The sequence below is a fragment of the Streptomyces sp. NRRL F-2664 genome, from assembly GCF_000719345.1.
Lineage (GTDB): Bacteria > Actinomycetota > Actinomycetes > Streptomycetales > Streptomycetaceae > Streptomyces.
In genome coordinates, this window is the sequence record NZ_JOFX01000021.1 from 1 (window position 1) to 20,874 (window position 20,874).

At 73.4% G+C, this 20,874-nt stretch carries 19 protein-coding genes; 7 read left to right on the forward strand and 12 right to left on the reverse strand.

The window, feature by feature from the left end:
• Nucleotides 1-186 precede the first annotated feature (186 nt).
• On the reverse strand, nucleotides 187-1,440 hold the full coding sequence (locus IF89_RS0119305; protein ID WP_030769279.1) for a zf-HC2 domain-containing protein: 1,254 nt from the start codon (nucleotides 1,438-1,440) through the stop codon (nucleotides 187-189).
• Nucleotides 1,437-2,015 (reverse strand): sigma-70 family RNA polymerase sigma factor, encoded by a 579-nt coding sequence (locus IF89_RS0119310; RefSeq protein ID WP_030769284.1) that lies wholly within the window; start codon nucleotides 2,013-2,015, stop codon nucleotides 1,437-1,439. Before IF89_RS0119310 ends, IF89_RS0119305 begins: the two co-directional genes overlap by 4 nt.
• A 301-nt stretch (nucleotides 2,016-2,316) precedes the next feature.
• Between IF89_RS0119310 and IF89_RS0119315 the strand changes: the two genes are divergently transcribed.
• Nucleotides 2,317-2,835 carry an EF-hand domain-containing protein gene (locus IF89_RS0119315; protein ID WP_030769288.1) on the forward strand — a complete coding sequence of 173 codons (519 nt, stop codon included), beginning with the start codon at nucleotides 2,317-2,319 and terminating at the stop codon, nucleotides 2,833-2,835.
• A gap of 414 nt (nucleotides 2,836-3,249) precedes the next feature.
• Here the strand turns inward: IF89_RS0119315 and purU are convergent, their stop codons facing one another.
• Entirely contained in the window at nucleotides 3,250-4,140 is an 891-nt protein-coding gene (gene purU / locus IF89_RS0119320) for a formyltetrahydrofolate deformylase (RefSeq protein ID WP_030769291.1), read from the reverse strand.
• A 14-nt stretch (nucleotides 4,141-4,154) separates the two neighbouring features.
• On the reverse strand, nucleotides 4,155-4,601 hold the full coding sequence (locus IF89_RS0119325) for an SCO4402 family protein (protein WP_030769292.1): 447 nt from the start codon (nucleotides 4,599-4,601) through the stop codon (nucleotides 4,155-4,157).
• Nucleotides 4,602-4,797: 196 nt separating this feature from the next.
• Here IF89_RS0119325 and IF89_RS0119330 point away from each other — a divergent pair, with 196 nt between their 5' ends.
• On the forward strand, nucleotides 4,798-6,093 hold the full coding sequence (locus IF89_RS0119330) for an ABC transporter substrate-binding protein (RefSeq protein ID WP_030769296.1): 1,296 nt from the start codon (nucleotides 4,798-4,800) through the stop codon (nucleotides 6,091-6,093).
• A 70-nt stretch (nucleotides 6,094-6,163) separates the two neighbouring features.
• Here the strand turns inward: IF89_RS0119330 and IF89_RS0119335 are convergent, their stop codons facing one another.
• Nucleotides 6,164-7,423: a hypothetical protein gene (locus IF89_RS0119335; RefSeq protein WP_051807282.1), complete on the reverse strand. Its 1,260-nt coding sequence runs from the start codon at nucleotides 7,421-7,423 to the stop codon at nucleotides 6,164-6,166.
• 193 nt (nucleotides 7,424-7,616) lie between these two features.
• A complete protein-coding gene (locus IF89_RS0119340) occupies nucleotides 7,617-8,987 on the reverse strand; it encodes a hypothetical protein (protein ID WP_030769303.1) in 1,371 nt (456 codons plus the stop codon).
• 234 nt (nucleotides 8,988-9,221) lie between these two features.
• Between IF89_RS0119340 and IF89_RS0119345 the strand changes: the two genes are divergently transcribed.
• The 3 genes from IF89_RS0119345 (at nucleotide 9,222) to IF89_RS0119355 (ending at nucleotide 12,504) form a co-directional block, all read left to right on the forward strand.
• Nucleotides 9,222-9,890: a bifunctional DNA primase/polymerase gene (locus IF89_RS0119345; RefSeq protein WP_234327810.1), complete on the forward strand. Its 669-nt coding sequence runs from the start codon at nucleotides 9,222-9,224 to the stop codon at nucleotides 9,888-9,890.
• A gap of 95 nt (nucleotides 9,891-9,985) precedes the next feature.
• Entirely contained in the window at nucleotides 9,986-10,828 is an 843-nt protein-coding gene (locus IF89_RS0119350; RefSeq protein ID WP_030769310.1) for an ABC transporter ATP-binding protein, read from the forward strand.
• Nucleotides 10,825-12,504 (forward strand): transporter, encoded by a 1,680-nt coding sequence (locus tag IF89_RS0119355; RefSeq protein WP_234327811.1) that lies wholly within the window; start codon nucleotides 10,825-10,827, stop codon nucleotides 12,502-12,504. The genes IF89_RS0119350 and IF89_RS0119355 overlap by 4 nt, the downstream gene beginning before the upstream one ends.
• A 126-nt stretch (nucleotides 12,505-12,630) precedes the next feature.
• On the opposite strand, the gene IF89_RS0119360 is transcribed toward IF89_RS0119355, so the two are convergent.
• Both IF89_RS0119360 and IF89_RS0119365 read right to left on the reverse strand, forming a co-directional pair.
• Nucleotides 12,631-13,506, reverse strand: a complete 876-nt coding sequence (locus IF89_RS0119360; RefSeq protein ID WP_030769316.1) for an alpha/beta fold hydrolase — start codon at nucleotides 13,504-13,506, stop codon at nucleotides 12,631-12,633.
• A 360-nt stretch (nucleotides 13,507-13,866) separates the two neighbouring features.
• Entirely contained in the window at nucleotides 13,867-14,559 is a 693-nt protein-coding gene (locus IF89_RS0119365) for a metal-dependent transcriptional regulator (protein WP_030769322.1), read from the reverse strand.
• A gap of 220 nt (nucleotides 14,560-14,779) precedes the next feature.
• Here IF89_RS0119365 and IF89_RS0119370 point away from each other — a divergent pair, with 220 nt between their 5' ends.
• Nucleotides 14,780-15,535, forward strand: coding sequence for an SIS domain-containing protein (locus tag IF89_RS0119370; protein ID WP_030769324.1), 756 nt, complete (start codon nucleotides 14,780-14,782; stop codon nucleotides 15,533-15,535).
• Between the two features lie 155 nt (nucleotides 15,536-15,690).
• Here the strand turns inward: IF89_RS0119370 and IF89_RS0119375 are convergent, their stop codons facing one another.
• The gene (locus tag IF89_RS0119375) at nucleotides 15,691-17,037 is read right to left on the reverse strand and encodes a PAS domain-containing protein (protein WP_051807283.1); all 1,347 of its coding nucleotides are present in this window, start codon (nucleotides 17,035-17,037) and stop codon (nucleotides 15,691-15,693) included.
• A 430-nt stretch (nucleotides 17,038-17,467) separates the two neighbouring features.
• Nucleotides 17,468-18,130 (reverse strand): pyridoxamine 5'-phosphate oxidase, encoded by a 663-nt coding sequence (gene pdxH, locus IF89_RS0119380; protein WP_030769330.1) that lies wholly within the window; start codon nucleotides 18,128-18,130, stop codon nucleotides 17,468-17,470.
• A 200-nt stretch (nucleotides 18,131-18,330) separates the two neighbouring features.
• On the opposite strand from pdxH, the gene IF89_RS0119385 reads away from it, so the two are divergent.
• Entirely contained in the window at nucleotides 18,331-19,437 is a 1,107-nt protein-coding gene (locus IF89_RS0119385) for a citrate synthase 2 (RefSeq protein ID WP_030769333.1), read from the forward strand.
• A 55-nt stretch (nucleotides 19,438-19,492) separates the two neighbouring features.
• Here IF89_RS0119385 and IF89_RS0119390 read toward each other — a convergent pair whose 3' ends face one another.
• Nucleotides 19,493-20,101 carry a TetR/AcrR family transcriptional regulator gene (locus IF89_RS0119390; RefSeq protein ID WP_030769337.1) on the reverse strand — a complete coding sequence of 203 codons (609 nt, stop codon included), beginning with the start codon at nucleotides 20,099-20,101 and terminating at the stop codon, nucleotides 19,493-19,495.
• A complete protein-coding gene (locus IF89_RS0119395) occupies nucleotides 20,089-20,826 on the reverse strand; it encodes an enoyl-CoA hydratase family protein (protein ID WP_030769339.1) in 738 nt (245 codons plus the stop codon). The genes IF89_RS0119390 and IF89_RS0119395 overlap by 13 nt, the downstream gene beginning before the upstream one ends.
• Nucleotides 20,827-20,874 lie beyond the last annotated feature (48 nt).

The window sequence follows — 20,874 nt, forward strand, 5'->3', positions numbered from 1 at the left end:
GGACTGACGGGAAACCCCCAGATCCTCCCCCACACCGATTTATCGAAGCCCGCCCCCGGATCCCGACCCGCAGGCAACCCGCCCCCGCCCCCACCGCCGGCGGCGGCGGGTGGGCAACCACCGGCCGGGAGCGGGGAGCCGCGGGGGTGGGACCCCCGAGCACCCGGCCCCCCCCACCCCCACCCCCTACAGGCGGCTCAGGGATGCCGCCGCGAACAGGACGTCACGGATCGCCTCGCGGTCGCCGTGCTGGCCCACGGCCGCGTCCTCCGGGGAGATGTGGCCGGCGGCCAGCTGGCAGAATTCGATGCCGTCCAGGGCGATCTCCGCCACCGTGCGTTCCGCCGAGGGTTTCGCGCCCGGCGAGTCCAGCGCGATGTCCCAGCCGCCGCCTCCCGCACCCTCGATCTCCAGGTGCAGGGTCCGCCCTGGTGCCCCTGCCGCGACCAGGCCCTGCGCCGGGGCCGCGAGGCCCGCGCGGCGGCGCTGTGCCAGCGCGCCCGGCAGCAGCCGCGCCGCCAGGTCGATCATCCCGTGCAGGTGCGGCCCGGAGGGCGGTTCGTACGGGTAGTCCACCGCGTCCGCGATGTCCCACGCGTGCACCCAGCACTCGAAGGCCCGCTCCAGGAAGGCGTCACCGAGCGGCAGGGCGAAGCCGCCGTAGTCCACGGCGAGTTCGGCGACGCCGCGGCCCGCGAAGGACACCGTGCGGACCAGGGTGTGGCCCTGTTCCCGCCACGGCTCGCGCACTTGGCGCGTCGTCGGATACGACGACGCGCCCCAGAAGTACTCCGTCCGTACGGTCGGGCCGCCCGGCGGCGCGGCCGCGCCGAGCGGGTCGTCCAGGCCGAGGGCGGTGGCGATCAGCCCGTCGACGGTCATGAGGTGCCCGATCACGCCGGCGACCGTGGTCCGCTGCGACCGGCTGCGTTCCTCCTCGAACCACTTCAGGCGTACCGGGGTGTGCCACTCGGAATCGCCGAAGTCCTGGAGCAGCGCGTCGAGCCGCGCGGTCTCCGTGTCGTACGGGCTCGCCCACGTCGGCACGGGGATACGGGCCGGCCGCTTGCCGAGGCAGTCCTCCAGGACGCGTGAGCGCAGCAGCGGTTTGAGGTCGAGGCTCTCCTCCGGGTGCAGCAGGCCGACCGCGTCGCGCAGCCGCAGCGCCTCCTCCGCACAGGGCGCGCATTCGGTGAGGTGGTCCTCGACCGCCCGGGTCTCCTCGGGCGAGCACGCGGCGAGCGCCCACGCTCCGAGCAGGGACTTCAGCACCGCGTGCGAGGGCGGCGGGGAAGACGCCGGCTCGGACGGCGGCGACGGCAGGGGCCGCGGCGCGTGTCCCGGGTCGAGGTCGTCGGCGGCTCCGCGCGGGCCGGGTATCCGCGCCGGACCGCCGGGACGCTCGTATCCGTCGTCGGGCGACTGGGCGGAGCCGTTCATCGGGGCGTTCCGTATTCGCGCGGGCCGTAACCGGGCTGGGTGGTGTCCTCCTGCGGGAGGGCGTTGGCGGTCGACAGCAGCTGGAGCCCGAGGCGCAGCCTGCGGCGCGCCTCGTCCTCGCTGATCCGGAGGTCGGCGGCGGCCTGCCGGTAGTCGCGCCGCTTGAAGTAGGCGAGCTCCAGCGCGGCGCGCAGCGGCGCGGGCATGGAGGTGACGATGTAGTCCGCGCGGGCGGCGGCGTTGGCGCTGCGCACCTTCTGTTCCAGCTCCTCGCGGGAGCCCCGGCCCAGTTCGGCCTGGCGCAGGCGGGCCACCGCCTGGCCCTGGGTGATCCGGGCGACCCAGGAGCGCATGGAGCCCTGTTTGGGGTCGTAGGCGTCGGGGTTCTCCCAGATGTAGCCGAAGACCTCGCGGGTGATCCGGTCCGCGGCCTTCTCGTCGCCCAGTACGCGGTGCGCCAGGCTGTGCACGAGCGAGGCGAAGCGGTCGTAGAGCTCGCCGAGCGCGGCGGCCTCGCCGCGGGCGAGGCGCTGCTGCATGCGGCGGTCCCAGCGCGGTGGTACGTCCTTCGGCATAAGTGCCCCCAGCCGTGTGTCGACGCATCGAATGTAGTGGGCACATGGCGGATCGCGCCTGTTTTGACCGAAGCTCCCTTCCGAAGTGGGCCCTGCGTGATAGGGGCGTCGCAGGGCGTGAACGGTGGCGCGGTGGCGGGCACATGGGTACACGCGTACGCGCCCCGCCGCGCTCCCCGTGCGCGGGTTCGATGCGGCCGCCTGCTTGACCGCTTCGCTTAACGTGCAGGCCAACTAGGCCTTACGCTCCTGCCTTGTCTTGATCTGAACCCCACGCACACGTGAAGGTGGAACGCCGCATATGGACAGCGCAGAATACGAGCGCAAGATCGCCGCCCGATTCGCCACCTTCGACCAGGACGGGTCCGGCTTCATCGACCGGGAGGACTTCAGCACGGCCGCGAAGGCCGTCCTGGCCGAATTCGGTACCGCAGCACGGTCGGAGAAGGGCCAGGCCGTCTTCGGCGGCGCCGAGGCGTTCTGGCAGGGCATGGCCGGGATCGCGGACGTCGACGGGGACCAGCGGGTGTCCCGCGAGGAGTTCATCACCGGGGCGGCCAAGCGGCTGCGGGACAATCCGCAGCGCTTCGCGGAGATCGCGCGGCCGTTCCTGCGGGCCGTGATCAGGGTGGCGGACGAGGACGGCCTCGGCGCGACGCCGCCGGCCGTGGCCCGGGTGCTGCGCGTGCTCGGCACCGCGCCCGAACTGGCCGAGCAGGTGGCGCAGGCCCTCGACACCGACGGCGACGGCCGCATCTCGGAGAACGAGATCCTGGCCGCCTTCGCGGCGTACTGCGGGGTGGAGGCTCCGGACGCGTGACGCCCGCGGTGGGCTCGCAGGATCGGGACGGACCGCCCGCAGCCGCGCTGCGCGCCCAGAGGTGACGGGCGGGCGCGGGGCTCCGACGGGCGTCGTACGACCCGCTGCGGACCGGGGCCCGTCGCGGCCCGTCCTCCCCGGCCGGTGCGCCCGTCGGCCCCACCGGTGCGCCCCTTCGGCCCGGCGGGCCCGGCCCCTGCCGCGGCGGGGGCGCAGACGTCCGCACGGCGGGCGCGTCCCGTACTGCCGTTACGGGACTGCCGTCACGGGCCGCGGCCCCGGGGGGCGTCCCGTACTGCCGTCACGGGACTGCCGTCACGGGCCGCGGCCCCGGGGCCGCGGGGCGCCGACCGGCGGTCAGGGCCGCCGGGCGCGGCCGGCCCTACCCGACTCCGGTGACGCGGCTGCCGCCCGTCAGGCGAAGACCACCGTGCGGGAGCCGTTCAGCAGTACGCGGTGCTCGCTGTGCCACTTCACCGCGCGGGCGAGCGCCTGGCACTCCACGTCGCGGCCCACCGCCACCAGCTGGTCGGGGGTGACCTCGTGGCCGACCCGCTCGACCTCCTGCTCGATGATCGGCCCCTCGTCGAGGTCCGCCGTGACGTAGTGCGCGGTGGCGCCGATCAGCTTCACACCGCGCGCGTGCGCCTGGTGGTACGGCTTCGCGCCCTTGAAGCTCGGCAGGAACGAGTGGTGGATGTTGATGATCCGCCCGCTCAGCTCCTTGCAGAGGGTGTCGGACAGCACCTGCATGTACCGCGCCAGCACCACCAGCTCGACGTTCTCGGCGCGTACGAGCTCCAGCAGCCGGGCCTCGGCCTGGGCCTTGGTCTCCTTCGTCACCGGAATGTGCACGAACGGGACGTCGTACGAGGCGACCAGCTCGGCGAAGTCGGTGTGGTTGGAGACCACGGCCGCGATCTCGACCGGCAGGGCCCCGATCCGCGAGCGGAACAGCAGGTCGTTGAGGCAGTGCCCGAACTTCGAGACCATCAGGATGACCCGCATGCGCTCATCGGAGCGGTGGATCTGCCAGTCCATCTTGAAGGACTCGCCGATGGCGGCGAAGCTCGCCCGCAGCTTCTCCACCGTCACGGCCGGCTCGGCCTCGAAGTGCACCCGCATGAAGAAGAGCCCGGTCTCCCGGTCTCCGAACTGCTGGCTGTCCACGATGTTGCAGCCGGTCATGAACAAGTAGCTCGACACGGCGTGCACGATGCCCTGTTTGTCGGGGCAGGACACGGTCAGGACGTACTGGGGCTGGGGCTGCTGCTGGGCCTGGGCCTCGTTGTGCGGGTCGCTCATGACCGCACAGCCTTTCACACCGCGCGGGTGAGGATCTTCAACACTTCCAGTGAGGTGGGGCGTACGTCCGGGTCGTCCCCGTCCGCCTGCGCGAGCCGTACGTGGGCCTCGCGCGCGGCGCGGACCGCCTCGGGCCACGCGTGGTGCTCCAGGTAGACGGAGACGGGGGCGTCGGGGCCGACCTGGTGGAGGATCCGGAGCACGCGCAGCACGGCGAGGTCCACGAGGGCCGCCTCCTGCGAGTCACGGAAGATCGTGCCGACGTACTTCTCCGCCGACCAGCTGTCGAGCCAGGTGTCCTCGACCAGTCGGTACACGGCGTCGGTGACGTCGCCGTACGCCTCGTCGCCGGCCAGCCAGGTGTCCTCGTGGAAGGCCGGATCGGAAAGCATGTGCAGCGCCGAGCGCACGTTGCTGCGCCAGCGCCACCACGGCATGTCGTTCAGGGGCATGCCGCCCATGGTGGAGGAGCGGCCGCCGCGTTTGGAAGAGTTCTTCGAACCTTGGGCGAATGTCACGCTTTCGATCGTACGTTCCCGTTCGATGCGATCTTGAAGCGCCCGCAAGGGACCGCACTCCCGTAATTCACCTCCGTGTCACCCGATGTTGTGTCCATCTCACTCGACAGTTACCGGTGGGGCGGAATGGTGCATGGACATGACCATCTCGCGACGTGCAGCATCCCTCTCCCGCACCCTCGTGGCCACGGCGACGGGTGCCTGCCTCGTGGCCGGCTGCGGGACCCTCCCGGGAGGCTCGGGGGGCTCCGGGGGCACGATCACCGTCATGACCTTCGCCCCGGAGGGGACCAAGGCCACCAACATGCCGGGCATGACCGGTATGGCCAAGGCGTACGAGCGCTGGGTGAACGCCAAGGGCGGCATCAACGGCCACCGGCTCCGCGTGCTGACCTGCAACGAGAAGAACACGCCCAGCGGCGCCGCCGACTGCGCCCGCAAGGCCGTCGCCGAGAAGGCCGTCGCCGTCGTCGGCTCCTACAGCCAGCACGGACGCGCCTTCATGGCCCCGCTGGAGGCGGAGGGCATCCCGTTCATCGGCGGCTACGGAGTCTCCTCCGAGGAGTTCCAGTCCCCGCTCTCCTACCCCGTCAACGGCGGCCAGTCCGTCCTCATCGCCGGCGCCGGACACCAGCTGGGACGCGTCTGCGACCAGGTCGCGCTGGTCCGCCCCGACACCATCGCGGGCGACACCCTGCCGGTCCTGCTCAACGCCGGGCTGCGGGCCAACAAGATGGCCGACGCCGCCGACATCCGGGCCGCCGAGGACTCCGCGGACTTCAAGCCGCAGGCCGGCGAGGCCATCGCCCACACCATCGGCTCCGGCAAGGAGAAGGAGAAGGAGAAGGAGAAGGGCTGCGTGACGGCCGTGCTCGGCGAGCGCACCGAGACGTTCTTCGACGCCTTCCGCCGCACCGAGCCCCAGCGCCGGAAGCCGCAGATCTCCTCCGTGCTGGGCAGCGTCAGCCAGTCCCTGGTGGACCGCACGGGCGGCCGCGAGAGCCCCTTCGAGGGCGCGTACCTCACGAGCTGGTACCCGGTTTCCTCCGATCCCCTCTGGGACCCGATGCGCAAGGTCGTCGCCGACTTCGCCTTCGGTGACGACGCCGTCGACCCCGACGACAGCGGGGCCCAGACCACCTGGATCGCGTACACGGTGCTCGGCGAGATCGTGAAGCGCTTCAAGGAGGGAGAGGAGATCGACGCCCGCAAGGTCAAGCGGTCGCTGAACGAGTCCCAGCCCGTGAAGACCGGCGGCCTCACCCCGGACCTGAGCTGGCGCTACCAGGACATGCGCGCCGTCGCCGGCTTCCCGCGCATCGTCAACGGCCAGGTCACCTTCCAGATCGTCCAGGCCGGGCGGCTCGTGGCGCAGCCGGGCGAGCAGCCCCTGGACATGACCCCGACGCTGGTGCAGGCGCCGCGCACGGCCTGAGCGCGGGCCTCGCGGGGCGGCGCGGCCCGGGCGGGGTCTGCTCCGGACACCGGCCACCGGGCAGCGGGGCTCAGAGCTGGGACTTGTCGCGCTTGGTCAGGCCGTACTTCCCCGCGATCGAGTTCCACATGGTCGCGGCCGACTCCTTGGCCTTCGTCGCCTCACCGCTCGACTTGTTGCCCTCGGAGGCGTTCTTGGTGACCTTGGCCCTGCCGTCCTTGCACTTGTCGTCCTCGACGTCGTCCGCCCAGGCGGCGTAGCTGTTGTCGGCGTCCGCCGACGCCCGCCACGCCTTGGTCAGCGCGGCGGACAGCCTGACGTGGTCGGGGAGCTTGTCCAGCTTCAACTCCTGCAGGCGGGTGATGAGTCCCTCGCGCTGGCGGGCCGCGTCACGCAGGTCCGCGGCCGCCTGGTCGAGGTTGGCGCAGCCCTTGATGTCCTCCACGGCCTTGATCACCGCGGCCCGGCTGTCGTTGCTGTCGGCGAGGAGCTTGTCCAGTTGGACGGCCTGGGGACGGGCCGGGTCGACCGGGGCCTCGCCGGCGGGCGCGGCGGAGCCGCCGCTCGCGGTCGGCGCGGCGGGCACGGCGCCGGGATCGTTGTTCTGGGGCTTGCCGTCGCCGAGCAGCGAGCCGACGCCGAGGCCGACGACGGCCAGGCCGATGACGACCGCGCCGACGATCGCCGGCGAGACCTTGCGGGACGGCTCCGCCGGCGGGGGCGCGGGCGGGGCGTAGTGCGGATGCTGCTGCGGCGGTACGGGGCCCTGAGCGCGCGGCGGGCGGGGGCGCTGCGGCGGGCGGCCCCGCAGGACGGGCTCCTGCACGGGAGGGAGGTGCTGGGTGTGGCCGGCGGAGTCGTCACCGCGGAAGAGGCCGTCGAACCCCTCGACGCCGCCCGGGGCGGCCGGGACCGGCGGAAGGTACTGGGTCGCGGCCTCGTCGTGCCCGGAGGCGGGCGGTACGGGCGGGAGGTACTGGGTCGCGGCCTCGTCGTGCCCGGGCGAGGCCGCTCCGGGCGGTACGGGCGCAATGTACTGCGTGGCCGCTTCCTCGGGAGCGGCCGGTACGGGCGGGATGTACTGGGTGACGGCCTCGGGCAGCGGCGGGTAGCCGTAGCCGTGGGGTGCGCCGGGCCCCTCGTAACCGGGGCCGACCACGTGTCCGGGCTCGACCGCGGAGGCGGGGTACGCCTGCGGGTAGCCGTAGGCGGCACCGGGCTGCGGTTGCTGCGGCTGCGGCTGTTCCGGGTATGCCGGACGGCCGGACGCCGGGTCCGGATCCCACGGGCCACCGGACTGCGGTGCGCCCCCTTGTCCGCTCTGCGTCACCGGGACTCCTTCTCCGACTCGCCCGACCGTACGGAACCGTCCGGCAACGCTACCTGCTCCCGGGACGCGGCGGTGGGCGGGCGGTCCCGCAACCGCGGCGCTGCAGGGTTGGGGGCCGCGGGCGGGGCGGGGTGCCGGCACCTTCGGCCCCGCCTGCGTTCGAGGCGCGGGGTGCGGGGCGGAGCCCCGGGGGTCAGGCGACCCGGGCGGCGAATTCTCGGGCCGCCGGCTCCTCCCGGTACGGGTCCAGGCGGGCCCTGAAGTCCTCCAGGTACTCCGCGCCCCGGTTCGAGCGGAGACCCTCCAGCAGTTCCGCCGCCTCCGTGGCCGTCCGGCAGGCCTGTTCCACCTCCCGCTGCTGCACCTGCGCCGCCGCCAGCAGCAGCAGACCGATCGCCCGGCGGCGCGCCTTGCCCGCCGGGAGGCCGCGCAGGGCCTGCTCGGCCTGTCGGGCCGCCGCGTCCCCCTGCCCCAGGTCCCGGTGGCAGTGCGCCAGTTCGTCCGCGAGGTACGCCTCGTCGAAGTGGCGGATCCACACCGGGTCGTCGCCCGACTCCGGCTCGGCCCGCTCCAGCGCGCTCACCGCCCGCGCCGACAGCACGCCCGTCGCCCGGCCGTCGCCCAGCAGTGCGTGTCCGCGCGCCTCGGCGGCGTAGTACATGGCCTCCACCCGCGGGGTGACCTGCCCGCGCGTCCCCTCCTGCGCGGCCCGCGCCAGCTGGGCGATCTCCCGCGGGTTGCCCAGCTCGGCGGCCAGGTGGCTCATGGACGCCGCCAGTACGTAGCCCCCGTACGCGCGGTCGCCCGCCGCCTGGGCCAGCCGCAGCGCCTGGATGTAGTAGCGCTGGGCCAGGCCCGGCTGGCCCGTGTCGACCGCCATGTAGCCGGCCAGTTCCGTCAGCCGGGCCACCGCCCCGAAGAGGGCCCGGCCGACGGGTTCCCGGTAGGAGCCGCCGATCAGGCCCGACACCACCGAGTTGAGGTAGTGCACGACCACCGGCCGTACGTGGCCGCTGCCGAAGCGGTGGTCGAGGTCCTTGAGGGCTTCGGTGGTCGCCCGTACCGCCTCGACGTCCGACATGCCCACCCGCGAACCGCCGCTGCGCGCCACCTGGGTGTCGGCACCGGTGATCAGCCAGTCGCGGCTCGGCTCGACGAGCGCCGAGGCCGCCACGCTGGAGCCGGCCAGGAAGTCGCGGCGGCCGACGTCGCTGCGCCACAGCTCGCAGACCTGCTCGATCGCGCCGATGACGGTCGGGGAGAACTGCAGGCCGACGCCGGAGGCGAGGTTCTTGCCGTTGGCCATCCCGATCTCGTCGATGGTGACGGTCCGGCCGAGTTTGCGCCCGAGCGCCTCCGCGATGATGCCCGGCGCCCGGCCGCGCGGCTGCTGCCCGCGCAGCCAGCGGGCCACGGAGGTCTTGTCGTAGCGCAGATCGAGGCCGTGTTCGGCCCCGCACATGTTCACGCGCCGGGCGAGCCCGGCGTTGGAGCACCCGGCTTCCTGGATGAGCGCCTGCAGCCGTTCGTTCGGCTGGCGGGCGACGAGAGGCCTGGCTGCCATGAAAACCCCCTGCTGACCGCGGGTGATCCGTTGGAATGATCACTGCCCGCCTGATGTGCGGAGAATCTTCCGCTCTGCGTCGTGTCGCTACCCAGCAACAGCGCCCCGGCCTCCTACGCGCCCCCACTCGTGCATCAGTGCGCCCCGCGTGCAGGATCGATGCTCCGCGCCCCGCCCGGTGCACGCCCGTAACCCCGGCTGACCCGGGCAGTTGTGATGGGCGTGGAAGAGACCATGGGAGTCACGGAGACCGCACCCATCCCCAAGCAGCGCGGCGAGCAGCTGCTGGACCATGCCGTGCGGTATGCGGAAGAACGGCACTGGGATGTCTTCGCCGGCACCTGGTTGGAGCCCGGGGACGGCCGGGAGCTGTGCTCCTGCGGGGCCGCGGACTGCCCGGTTCCCGGCGCGCACCCTGCGGTGAAGGACTGGGCGGCGCACGCCACCGGCAGCGCGGTGCAGGTGCGCCGGGTCTGGGGCAAGCACCCGCAGGCGTCGATCCTGATGCCGACCGGCCGCACCTTCGACGTGCTCGACGTGCCGGACTCCGCCGGCTTCCTGGCGCTGGCCCGGCTGGAGCGGATGCAGCGCACCCTCGGCCCGGTCACCCTGACGCCCGACCACCGGATGCTGTTCTTCGTCCTGCCCGGCGCCGGCGCCAAGGTGCCCGACCTCGTGCGCAAGCTGGGCTGGTCCCCGTCCGCGCTCGACCTGACCGCCCGCGGCGAGGGCGAGTACGTGGCCGCCCCGCCCACCCGCTACGGCGGCCGGGGCGCCGTGCAGTGGGCACGGCGTCCCACGCCCGCGAACCGGTGGCTCCCGGACACGGAGGAGCTGATCGACGCGCTCGCGTACGCGTGCGGGAGCGAGGCCGCGGCGGAACGCAGGCGCCGCCAGGGATGACGGAAACTCATGACATAAGTAACTGATGAGGCCTCTCCCCCTCCTCCTATCGTGAAGGAGGAACGACCAAGGGGGACGTGATGAGAGGCAGGCGCATGCCGGACCAGGGTGATGCGACGGGTGGGACGTACGGGACGGACGGCGCGCGCACGGCGCCGTCAGCCGTGCGTGTGGAAGGGCTGTGGAAGCGGTTCGGCGAGCAGGTGGCCGTCGCCGGCATCGACCTGGAGCTGCCCGCGGGGAAGTTCATCGGCCTGGTGGGGCCGAACGGCGCCGGCAAGACGACGACCCTGTCCATGGTGACCGGCCTGCTGCGCCCCGACATGGGGCGGGTCGTCGTCGCGGGACACGACGTGTGGGCCGACCCGACCGAGGTGAAGGCACGGATCGGGGTACTGCCCGAGGGGCTGCGGCTCTTCGAGCGACTGTCGGGGCGCGAATTGCTCGGCTACATGGGGCGGTTGCGCGGGCTTCCGGGTGAGGAGACCGACAAGCGGGCGACGCAACTGCTGGACATCCTCGACCTCGCCGGTTCGCAGCACAAACTGGTCGTCGACTACTCGACCGGCATGCGGAAGAAGATCGGCCTGGCGGCGGCCCTGCTGCACAACCCCGAAGTGCTCTTCCTGGACGAGCCGTTCGAGGGGGTCGACCCGGTGTCGGCGCAGACCATCCGGGGAGTGCTGGAACGTTACACCGCGTCCGGCGCCACGGTCGTCTTCTCCTCCCACGTGATGGAGCTCGTCGAGTCGCTGTGCGACTGGGTGGCCGTGATGGCCGCCGGCCGGATCCGGGCCGCGGGCCCCCTGGCCGACGTACGGGGCTCGGCGCCGTCCCTGCAGGCCGCCTTCCTCGAACTGGTCGGCGCGCAGGGGCGGGGCGCGGCCGGGGACTCCCTGGACTGGCTCGGCGGCAACTCCGGGGCGGTCACGCGATGAGCGCGCCCACCGCCTCCGCCTCGCCCGGTGCGGCCGGTGCGCCGGGGATCGCCGCTGCCGGACCGGCCGCCGGCGCGGCGCCGCCGGCGCTGACCCCGCTCTTCGTCCGCATCAAGCTGTCGCTGCTGCGCAACGGGCTGAAGGGCTCCTCGAAGCGCAAGGCCGCCTACTTCTCGTCGCTCGCGTTCGCGCTGGTGGTCGGCCTGTTCATGACCCTCGGCCTGAGCCTGCTGCACGGCCGTGCGCACGCCGGCACCGTGGTGGTCCTGCTCGCCGCGATCCTGGCGCTCGGCTGGGCGTTCATGCCGCTGTTCTTCCCCTCCGGGGACGAGACGCTCGACCCGAGCCGACTGGTGATGCTGCCGCTGCGACCGCGGCCTCTCGTACGGGCCCTGCTGGCGTCCTCGCTCGTCGGCATCGGGCCGCTGTTCACCCTGTGCCTGGCGGTCGGCTCGGTGACGGCCGTGGCGCGCGGCGCCGCCGGCGCGGTGGCCGCCGTGGTGGCGGTGCCGCTGCTGCTGCTCGGCTGCGTGGTCCTCGCGCGGGCCGTCGCGACGGCCAACGTGCGCCTGCTGACCAGCCGCAAGGGCCGCGACCTCGCGGTGCTCAGCGGCCTGGTCATCGCGGTGGGCGCGCAGCTCGCCAACTTCGCCAGCCAGAGCCTCGTCCAGTCCGGCGGCCTGTCGGCGCTGGAGCCCGTCGAGGCGGTGGTGCGGTGGCTGCCGCCGGCGACCGCCGTCGCCATGGTGGACTCCGTCGGCGAGGGCGCGTACGGGCGGGCGGCCGTCCAGCTGGCGCTGACCCTGGCGGCGTTGGCCGGCCTGCTGTGGTGGTGGGAGCGCAGTCTGACCCGGCTGATGGTGACCCCGGACGGTTCGACCCTCGTCGCGGCTTCCGGGACCGTCACCAGGCGCGGCGGCGCCGGCGGCGGCCTCTGGTCGCTGCTGCCCGCCGGCCGGACGGGCGCCTCCGTGCAGCGGACCCTGCGCTACGCCGTGCGGGACCCGAAGACGAAGTCGGCCTGGGTGACCGCGCTGGCGATCGGCCTGATCGTGCCCGTCTTCAACGCGCTGCAGGGCACCGGGTCGGTGTACCTCGGCAGCTTCGGCGCGGGCATGCTCGGCATCCAGATGTACAACCAGTTCGGGCAGGACACCTCGGCGTTCTGGATGGTCGCGCAGACCATCTCCGGCACCCGCGACGCCTACGTGGAGCTGCGGGCCCGGGCCTTCGCGCTGGCCCTGGTCACCCTCCCGTACACGGTCCTGGTCACCGTGGTCACCGCCGCCCTGCTGGACGACTGGCAGGGGCTGCCCGCGGGGGTGGGCGTCGCCCTCGCGCTGCTGGGTTCGATGCTGTGCACGGGGGCTCTTGCCTCGGCCCGCTTCCCGTACTCCATTCCGACGGAGGGCGCGTTCAAGAACGTCGCCCCGGGGCAGGGCGGGCTCGCGTGGGGCGGGATCGTCGCCGGGATGCTGGCGTCGGCGCTGGTGTGCGCGCCGGTGATCGCGCTGGCGGTGTGGCTGAACACGGCCGAGTACCGGGACGTCTCCTGGATCGTGCTCCCGGTCGGCGTGGTCTGGGGCTGGCTGGCCGCCTGGGCGGGGCTGCGGCTCGCGGCGCCGACGGTGGCGCGCAAGCTGCCCGAGATCCTGTCGGCGGTGAGCAAGGGCTGACGCCGCCGCTGCGTGCGGGCGACGGGCCGGCCTCCGCTCCCTCGTGGGGCGGGGGCCGGCCCGTCGCGCGCTCGCTCGGCGCCCGCCGGTCGACTCCGGCGCCCGGCACGGCCGTTGCGGAGGCCGTCAGGGCGCGGGGGCGTGGATGTCGTCCAGGAACGGCTCCAGGACGGCGCGCCAGGCCGCGGGCTGGTCGTAGTGGAGGTAGTGGCCGGCGTCGGGGATCTCCGCATAGCGGCCGGCGGGCAGGACGCGGACCATCTCCTGGGCCTCGGCCCGGCCCAGCTCGCCGTCGAGACCGCGGACCACCAGGGTCGGGCAGCGGACCTGTGTCAGCTCGTCCCAGTGGGCGTCGTGGACCCAGGTCTCACGGACCGTCAGCATCTGGCGGCGGGAGAAGAGGGGCCGCCAGCCGTCCGAGGACTCGTGCATGACCTCGGCGAAGAAGGCACCGCGGCCGGGATCCGGGCGCTCCACGCGGGGGTCGTCCTCGCCGAACCAGCGGCGGGCGGCGTCCTGGGTGGGGAAGGGCAGGGGCCAGAGGTGGAACCAGTCCTCCCAGTCGCGCTGGGAGGCCGCGCCGAGGGCGGAGGCGCGCATGTCGCAGATGACGAGGGCCGCGACGAGGTCGGGGCGGCGGGCGGCGAGCTGCCAGGCGGTGAGGGCGCCCATGGAGTGCCCGATCAGGGTGACGGGGGCGAGGCCGAGCTGCTCGACGGCGGCTTCCGCGTCGGCCACGAAGGCCTCGCGGCCGAGGGCGGTGTGGGGGGCGGCGCCGGCGGAAGGGCGGTCGCTGTGGCCGTGGCCTCGCTGGTCGAGGGCCACGACGCGGCGGCGTTCGCCGAGCCAGTGGGCGGTGCCGGCCCAGTGGGAGGCGCGGCCCATCAGGCCGTGGAGTAACAGCACTCCGGGTCGGGGGTCTGCTCCGGCGGCCGGTTCCCGGAACTGCCAGGCGGCCAGTCGGACCCCTCCGGCCCCTGTCACATCGATGCGCTGTACCACCGCAGATGCACCCCCTTCGCTCCCCGCCAGACTATCGAACCCCCATTCGAAAACGGGGTTCCCGCCCACAACACCGCTCTTTCGAGTGACCTTGCTCAAGGATTGACCGCCGCTGCCGATGGAGATCCTTTCAACAGGGAGGCGGACCGCTCGGGGAAGACGGTCCGAGGGGACGACCTTGAGAGCTCGGGGCTCCAGGTCACACAGGGGAGGACCGGTCCCGGCGCCGCAAGGCGCCGGGACCGCCCACATCAGGGCCTACGGGCGGTCCGATCCGCTCGTACAGCTCCGCCCGATCGGATCCGCCCGATCAGATCACGTCCGTCACGGCCGGGACCCTGCGGACTGCGACCATCCGGCTCAGCGCTTCGCCACGAACACGTGCGAGGCGATCTCGACCTCCAGCTCGGCGGCCTCACCACCGCTGCCGACGAGCACACCTCCCGGGGACTCGGTCACGCTGACCACCGAGCCGGGCTGCACACCCGCCCTCCGCAGCGTGTACATCAGCTGGGCGTCGGTCTGGATCGGCTCACCGATCCGCCGCACGACCACCGTCTTGCCCTCGGTACCCGGGTCCAGCTCGGACAGGCTGATCATCCCGTCCTCCAGGAACGGCTCGGCCTCGGCCTTCTCGCCCAGCTCCTCCAGCCCCGGAATGGGGTTCCCGTACGGCGACTCCGTCGGGTGGCGCAGCAGCTCCAGCACCCGCCGCTCCACCGCCTCGCTCATCACGTGCTCCCACCGGCAGGCCTCGGCGTGGACCTGCTCCCACTCCAGCCCGATGACGTCCACGAGCAGGCACTCGGCGAGGCGGTGCTTGCGCATCACGCGGGTCGCCAGCCGCCTGCCCTCGTCCGTCAGCTCCAGGTGGCGGTCCGTCGCGACGGCCACCAGGCCGTCGCGCTCCATGCGCGCCACCGTCTGGCTCACCGTCGGCCCGCTCTGGTCCAGCCTCTCGGCGATCCGGGCGCGCATGGGGACCACGCCTTCCTCTTCCAGCTCGAGGATGGTGCGGAGATACATCTCCGTGGTATCGATCAGTCCGGACATTCGTGCCCCTCGGATTGCGTGCGCTGGCCCTGTCCCCAATTCTGACGCATCGGGCGGACAACCGTCCCGTGCCGACGGCAAGAGCAGTCCGGTACGTACCCCGCGGGCATCGGCCCGCCCCGGCGGCGGGATTGACGGCCGTATTGACACGCCCTTGGTCCAGACCGCACGGTGAGCGGCGGACACGGACGCACCCCACCTCTGGAAGGGCCTTCGGCGCATGAGCGAGAGCAAGCTGGCCGGTCAGTTCTTCGACGCCGCCATCGGCCTGCTGGAGCGGGTACGGGACGAGGAGGCCGTGGGCATCGCCGAGGCCGGCACCCTCGTCGCGGACGCCGTCGCCGCCGGCAACCGCCTCTTCGCCTTCGGCGCCGGGCACTCCTCCCTGCCCGCCCAGGACGTCGTCTACCGGGCCGGGGGCCTGGCCCTGATGAACTTCCTCGCCGTACCGGGCACGGCCGGCGTCGACGTCATGCCCGCCACCCTCGGCAGCGCCCTGGAACGCGTCGACGGCCTCGCAGGCGCCGTCCTCGACAGCAGCCCGGCCTCCGACGGCGACGTCCTCGTGATCATCTCCCTCTCCGGGCGCAACGCCCTCCCGGTCGAGATGGCCATGAACGCGCGCGCCCTGGGCCTCAAGGTCATCGGCGTCACCTCCGTCGCCTACGCCACCGGCACCAGGTCACGGCACGTCTCCGGCACCTTCCTCAAGGACCACTGCGACGTCGTCCTCGACAGCAAGATCGCCGTCGGGGACGCCGAGCTGACCCTCGACGGCATCGACGCGCCCTTCGCCCCCGCCTCCACCGTCGTCACCAGCGCGATCATGCAGGCCGTCATGGCCACCGCCGCCGGGGAACTCGCCGCCCGCGGCCTGGAACCCCCACTGCTGCGCTCCGGCAACGTCGACGGCGGCCACGAGTGGAACGGCCGCGTGATGCAGGAGTACGGCGATCGGATCTTCTTCCGTCACTGAGGCCGCCGGGGCTGCTGAGGACTTCCCGGGCCGCTCGGGCCACTGGGGCCGCTCGGGCCGCTCGGGCCGATGAGCCCCCTGCGGCCACGGAGGCCCCTGCGGCCGAACCGGCCGCTGCGGTCACCGGGCCCTGCGGCCACTCCAGGCCGCCGGGGTCACTGCGGCGCCCCGGCAGTGCTCCCGTCCGCTCCCCCGGCCCCGGCCACCGCCGCCAGGTCCAGGTCCGCGGCCACCCGCGCCGCCACCTCCTCCGCGTACGCGGCGTCCGCACGCTCGAACGCCGCCCGCGAGGGCCCGCGCAGGAAGGTGAGCGCCCCCAGGGTCCGCCCCCGGCTGCGCAGCACCGTGCACAGCACGTGCGCCGCCCCCTCCGGCCACTGCCGCGCCCGCGCCCACTCCGCGTCCGCCTCACCGCGCGGGGCGCTCGTGCGCACCGACCCGATCCGGTCCAGCGCCTGCAGCGCGGGGTGCCCGGCCGCGTACCGAACGGGAATCGAACCGGGCCCCGGCAGCGCGGGCGGTGACATCGCGCACCGCACGAGCCGGCGCCGCCCGGAGCCGGCCGCCGGGGCCAGTACGTCCAGCAGGGCGTGCTCGGCGAAGCCGGCGAGCGCGAAGTCCAGCCGGACGGCGGCGGCCTCCGCGGGGTCCTCGCACTCGGCGGCGGCCCGCCCCGCGCGGTGCAGCTGGTGCGAACGGAACCGGGACTGCGCGGTGTCGAGCTGTTCCTGCCGGGCCTCGGTGACGTCCTGGATCAGCCAGCCCACGCCCAGCGGCACCGGTTCCTCCGCGAGCGGCGAGGCCAGCCGCAGGAATCCGCAGCGCCAGCACCGGCGCCGCACGCCCTCCGCCGTGCGCACCGCCACCCACATCTCCACGGGCGCCGGCGGCGCCCCCTCCGCGAGCACGTGCTGCAGCGCCCCCTCCAGCTCCTCCACCCCCTGCGCCAGGAGCTCCCCGAGGGGCCTGCCGAGCAGTGCGGTGCGGCCGGTGCCGAAGGCCCGCGCGGCGTGCGCGTTGACGACGGCGGGCCGCAGGTCGACGTCGACGAGGACGACGCCCCAGGAGGCGTCCTCCATCAGGGCCTCGCTCAGCGCGATGGACCGCTCCAGGTCGATCTGCGCGTGCACCTCGCTGAACGCGCAGTACACCCCCGCGGGCGATCCGTCGGCGCCCGGCACCCCGGCGGACTGCGTCCGTACGAGGACACGCCCGCCGTCCTTGGTGAGCAGAGCGAACTCGTGGACCTGCCGTCCGGGCACGTGCTGGGCGGACATGAGCCGGTCCTGCACGTGCTGCGCGTCGGCGGCCCGCACCGCCCACCCCTCGAACCCCTTGCGCCCCACCGCCTCCGCCGCGGACCAGCCCAGGATCCGCTCGGCCTCACGGTTCCAGTGGGTGATCACGCCGTCGGAGTCGAAGGCGCACAGCGCGGCGTCCATCCCGTCGAGCAGCGCGGCCAGCAGATCGTCGGTGGTCTCGTTACGTCCGGAAGCACTCACCTGGAACCCCCAGCAGGTGTTCGCGTATGCGGCACGTCAGATCATTGAACTCGAACGTGACCCACACCACACCGCTTTCGCGGGATTGGGCACCCGAAATCCGGTCAGGAAGGACCGGTCGGCAGGACGGACCGGCGGTCTGCCCGCTCGCGGGATCCAGAAAATAAAACGCTTGTGGCCGTCCTCGTGCCTGCCTAGGCTTTGATGCACACGAGAAGGGAGGTGGTTCCCGCAATGTACGGAAACCGGACGCGTGAGGTGGCTGCGGGCTAGGGCCCGTCGTCAGCAACGCACCCAGTGCGGTGCCCGGCGGATGCCAGGCGCCAATCCCAAGCAGTCACCCGACCCGCGGGCTCGCCGGCACGTCCGGCCGGCTCCTCTCACTGCAGGAGAGGACCGAGCCCGCGGGTCGTCTGCTGTCTCGTCGCGGCTACGGGCACAGCCTTTCCAGACGCCACTTCCCGCCGTCCAGGACGTAGTGCAGCCGGTCGTGCAGCCGGTTCTCGTGGCCCTGCCAGAACTCGACCTCGTGCGGCACCACCCGCAGCCCGCCCCACTCCGGCGGCACCGGGACCTGCTCACCCTCCGGGTAGCGGGCGGCCAGCTCCGCGTAGCGGCGGTCCAGCTCCGCCCGGGAACCGATCACGCTCGACTGCTCGCTCGCCCAGGCGCCCAGCTGCGAGCCGTGCGGCCGGGAGCGGAAGTACGCCGCCGTCTCGTCGCGGCCGATACGGTCCGCCGTGCCCGTGACGATCACCTGGCGGGCGATGGGGTGCCAGGGGAAGAGCAGCGCGACGTGCGGGTTCTGCGCGAGCTCCCGGCCCTTGCGGGAGGCGTAGTTCGTGAAGAAGACGAAGCCCCGGCTGTCGAACTGCTTCAGCAGCACCGTGCGCGAGCTGGGCCGTCCGTCGGGGGTGGCCGTCGAGACGACCATCGCGTTCGGTTCGAAGAGGTGCGAGTCGGCCGCCTGCTGGAACCACCGGGCGAACTGCTCCATGGGGTCCTCGGCGAGGCTCTCCTCGTGGACGATCTCCGAGCGGTACTGCTTGCGCATCATGGCGGGGTCAATGTCCTGATCGGTCACGCGAGCCATCCTGCCGCAGGTGGACCGGCGGCGGTGTGCCGTATGTCACGCTTCCGCAGTCGGGGCGCAGCCGCCAAAATCTTGGGGCCGGTCCGAAGGCCCCCGCACGGGTGACCGACGGCCGTGCCGGGCATCAACGGGGATGACCGCGCCGGACCGCGAGTCACGCCGGGAGCCGCGCGTGTTCGCACTATCTGAGGAGCCGCCTGATGTCCGACTTCGTACCCGGGCTCGAAGGGGTCGTCGCGTTCGAGACGGAGATCGCCGAACCCGACAAGGAAGGCGGATCGCTCCGCTACCGGGGTGTCGACATCGAAGACCTCGTGGGCCACGTCTCCTTCGGGAACGTCTGGGGCCTGCTGGTCGACGGTGCTTTCAACCCCGGCCTGCCGGCCGCCGAGCCCTTCCCCATCCCGGTCCACTCCGGTGACATCCGCGTCGACGTGCAGTCCGCGCTCGCGATGCTCGCCCCCGTGTGGGGTCTGAAACCGCTGCTGGACATCGACGTGCAGACCGCCCGCGACGACCTCGCGCGCGCGGCCGTGATGGCGCTGTCCTACGTCGCCCAGTCCGCCCGCGGCCAGGGGCTGCCGATGGTGCCGCAGCGCGAGATCGACAAGGCCGAGTCCGTCGTCGAGCGGTTCATGATCCGCTGGCGCGGTGAGCCGGACCCCAAGCACGTCAAGGCCGTCGACGCGTACTGGACCTCCGCCGCCGAGCACGGCATGAACGCCTCCACCTTCACCGCGCGCGTCATCGCCTCCACCGGCGCCGACGTCGCGGCCGCCCTGTCCGGGGCCGTCGGCGCGATGTCCGGACCGCTGCACGGCGGCGCGCCCTCCCGTGTGCTCGGCATGATCGAGGAGATCGAGCGCACCGGTGACGCCGTCGCCTACGTGAAGAAGGCCCTCGACAAGGGCGAGCGCCTGATGGGCTTCGGGCACCGCGTCTACCGCGCCGAGGACCCGCGCGCCCGCGTGCTGCGGCGCACGGCGAAGGAACTCGACGCGCCGCGCTACGAGGTGGCCGCCGCGCTGGAGAAGGCCGCCCTGGAGGAGCTGCACGCGCGCCGCCCCGACCGGGTGCTCGCCACCAACGTGGAGTTCTGGGCCGCGATCATGCTGGACTTCGCGGAGGTCCCGGCGCACATGTTCACCTCGATGTTCAGCTGCGCCCGTACCGCCGGCTGGTCGGCGCACATCCTGGAGCAGAAGCGCACGGGCCGCCTGGTGCGCCCGTCGGCCCGCTACACCGGTCCGGGCCGGCGCAACCCGCAGGAGATCGAGGGCTACGCGGACATCGCCGCCACTGCCTGACCCGTGGGACGCCGAGGGCGCCGCACCCCTTCCGGGGTGCGGCGCCCTCGGCGTGTCAGGCCAGCGCCGTGTCGAGGATGCGCGACCACTGGGCCACGACCCGGGCCCGGCGGGCCGCGTCGTCGGTCAGGACGTTGGCCAGGCCCAGCCCGCGGGCCATGTCGAGGAGGCCCTGCACGGTCTCCCGTACGCCCGGCACGGACTCGTCGGCGCCCAGCAGTTCGACGGCGATGCGGTGGGTCTCGCGGCCGACCCGCGCCTCCAGCTCGGTGACCCGCGGGCGCAGCTGCTCCTCGTTGGAGGCGGCGACCCACAACTGGAGCGCGGCCCGGAACAGGGCGCCGGTGTACAGGTCGACCAGTGCCTCCACGACGGCCGGGCGGGCGGCGGGGCCGGCGTGGAAGAGGTCGCGCAGTGCGGTGGAGCGTTCCTCGGCGACGTACTCGACGGCGGCGGTGAACAGGTCCTCGCGGGTGGGGAAGTGGTGCTGGGCGGCTCCGCGCGAGACGCCGGCGCGTTCGGCGACGACGGAGACGGTGGAGCCGGCCCAGCCGTGCTCCGCCAGGCAGGACACGGCTGCTTCCAGGAGGTGTCGGCGGGTGACGCGGCTGCGGGCCTGCTTGGGGCCGGTCGCGCCGGCCGGGGTGCCCGTCACCGTGCCCACGACGGGTCCCGGCGCTCGAAGCGGGCGGTGATGCCCTCGCGGGCCTCGGCGGAGGCGAAGTGGTGCGCGGACAGCTCGGTGAGGGCCACACCGTCCCGTGCGAGGGCCGCGCGCACGGGTGCGGTGAGCAGGCGCCTGGTCGCGGCGAGCGCCTCGGGGCCGGCCTTGCGCAGGCCCGCCAGGACGGGCTTCAGCGTCTCGTCGACGTCCTCCCCGTGGAGGGTGAGCAGACCGATCCGGGTGGCCTCGGCGGCGTCGAACACCTCGGCGGTCAGGCAGTACCGGGAGGCGGCGCGCGGATCCAGGCGGGGCAGCAGCGGCGCGGAGATGACGGCGGGGACCACGCCGAGGTGGGTCTCCGTGAAGGCGTACGAGGACTGCGGCCCGGCCGCGGCGATGTCGCAGACGCCGAGCAGGCCGAGGCCGCCGGCCCGGACGTGGCCGGTGACGCGGGCGACGACGGGCTTGGGCAGGTCGGCGATCTCGCGCAGCAGGGCCACGAAGTCGGCCGGGTCGAAGGGGGACGTGAGGTCGGCCCCGGAGCAGAACGTGCCGGTGGTGTGGGTGAGGACGACGGCGCGCACGGCCGGGTCCGCCCCGGCCGCGGCGAAGGCGGCGCGGAGCTCGGCGACGAGCTCCGCGGAGAGCGCGTTGCGGTTGGCCGGGGAGTCGAGGGTCAGGGTGGTGACTCCGGCCGCCGTGGTGGCGTGGACGGGTGTGGCCATGGCTCCTCCGGAGCGGTCGGCGGGGTGTGGGGGCTCCTCCGGGTGGAG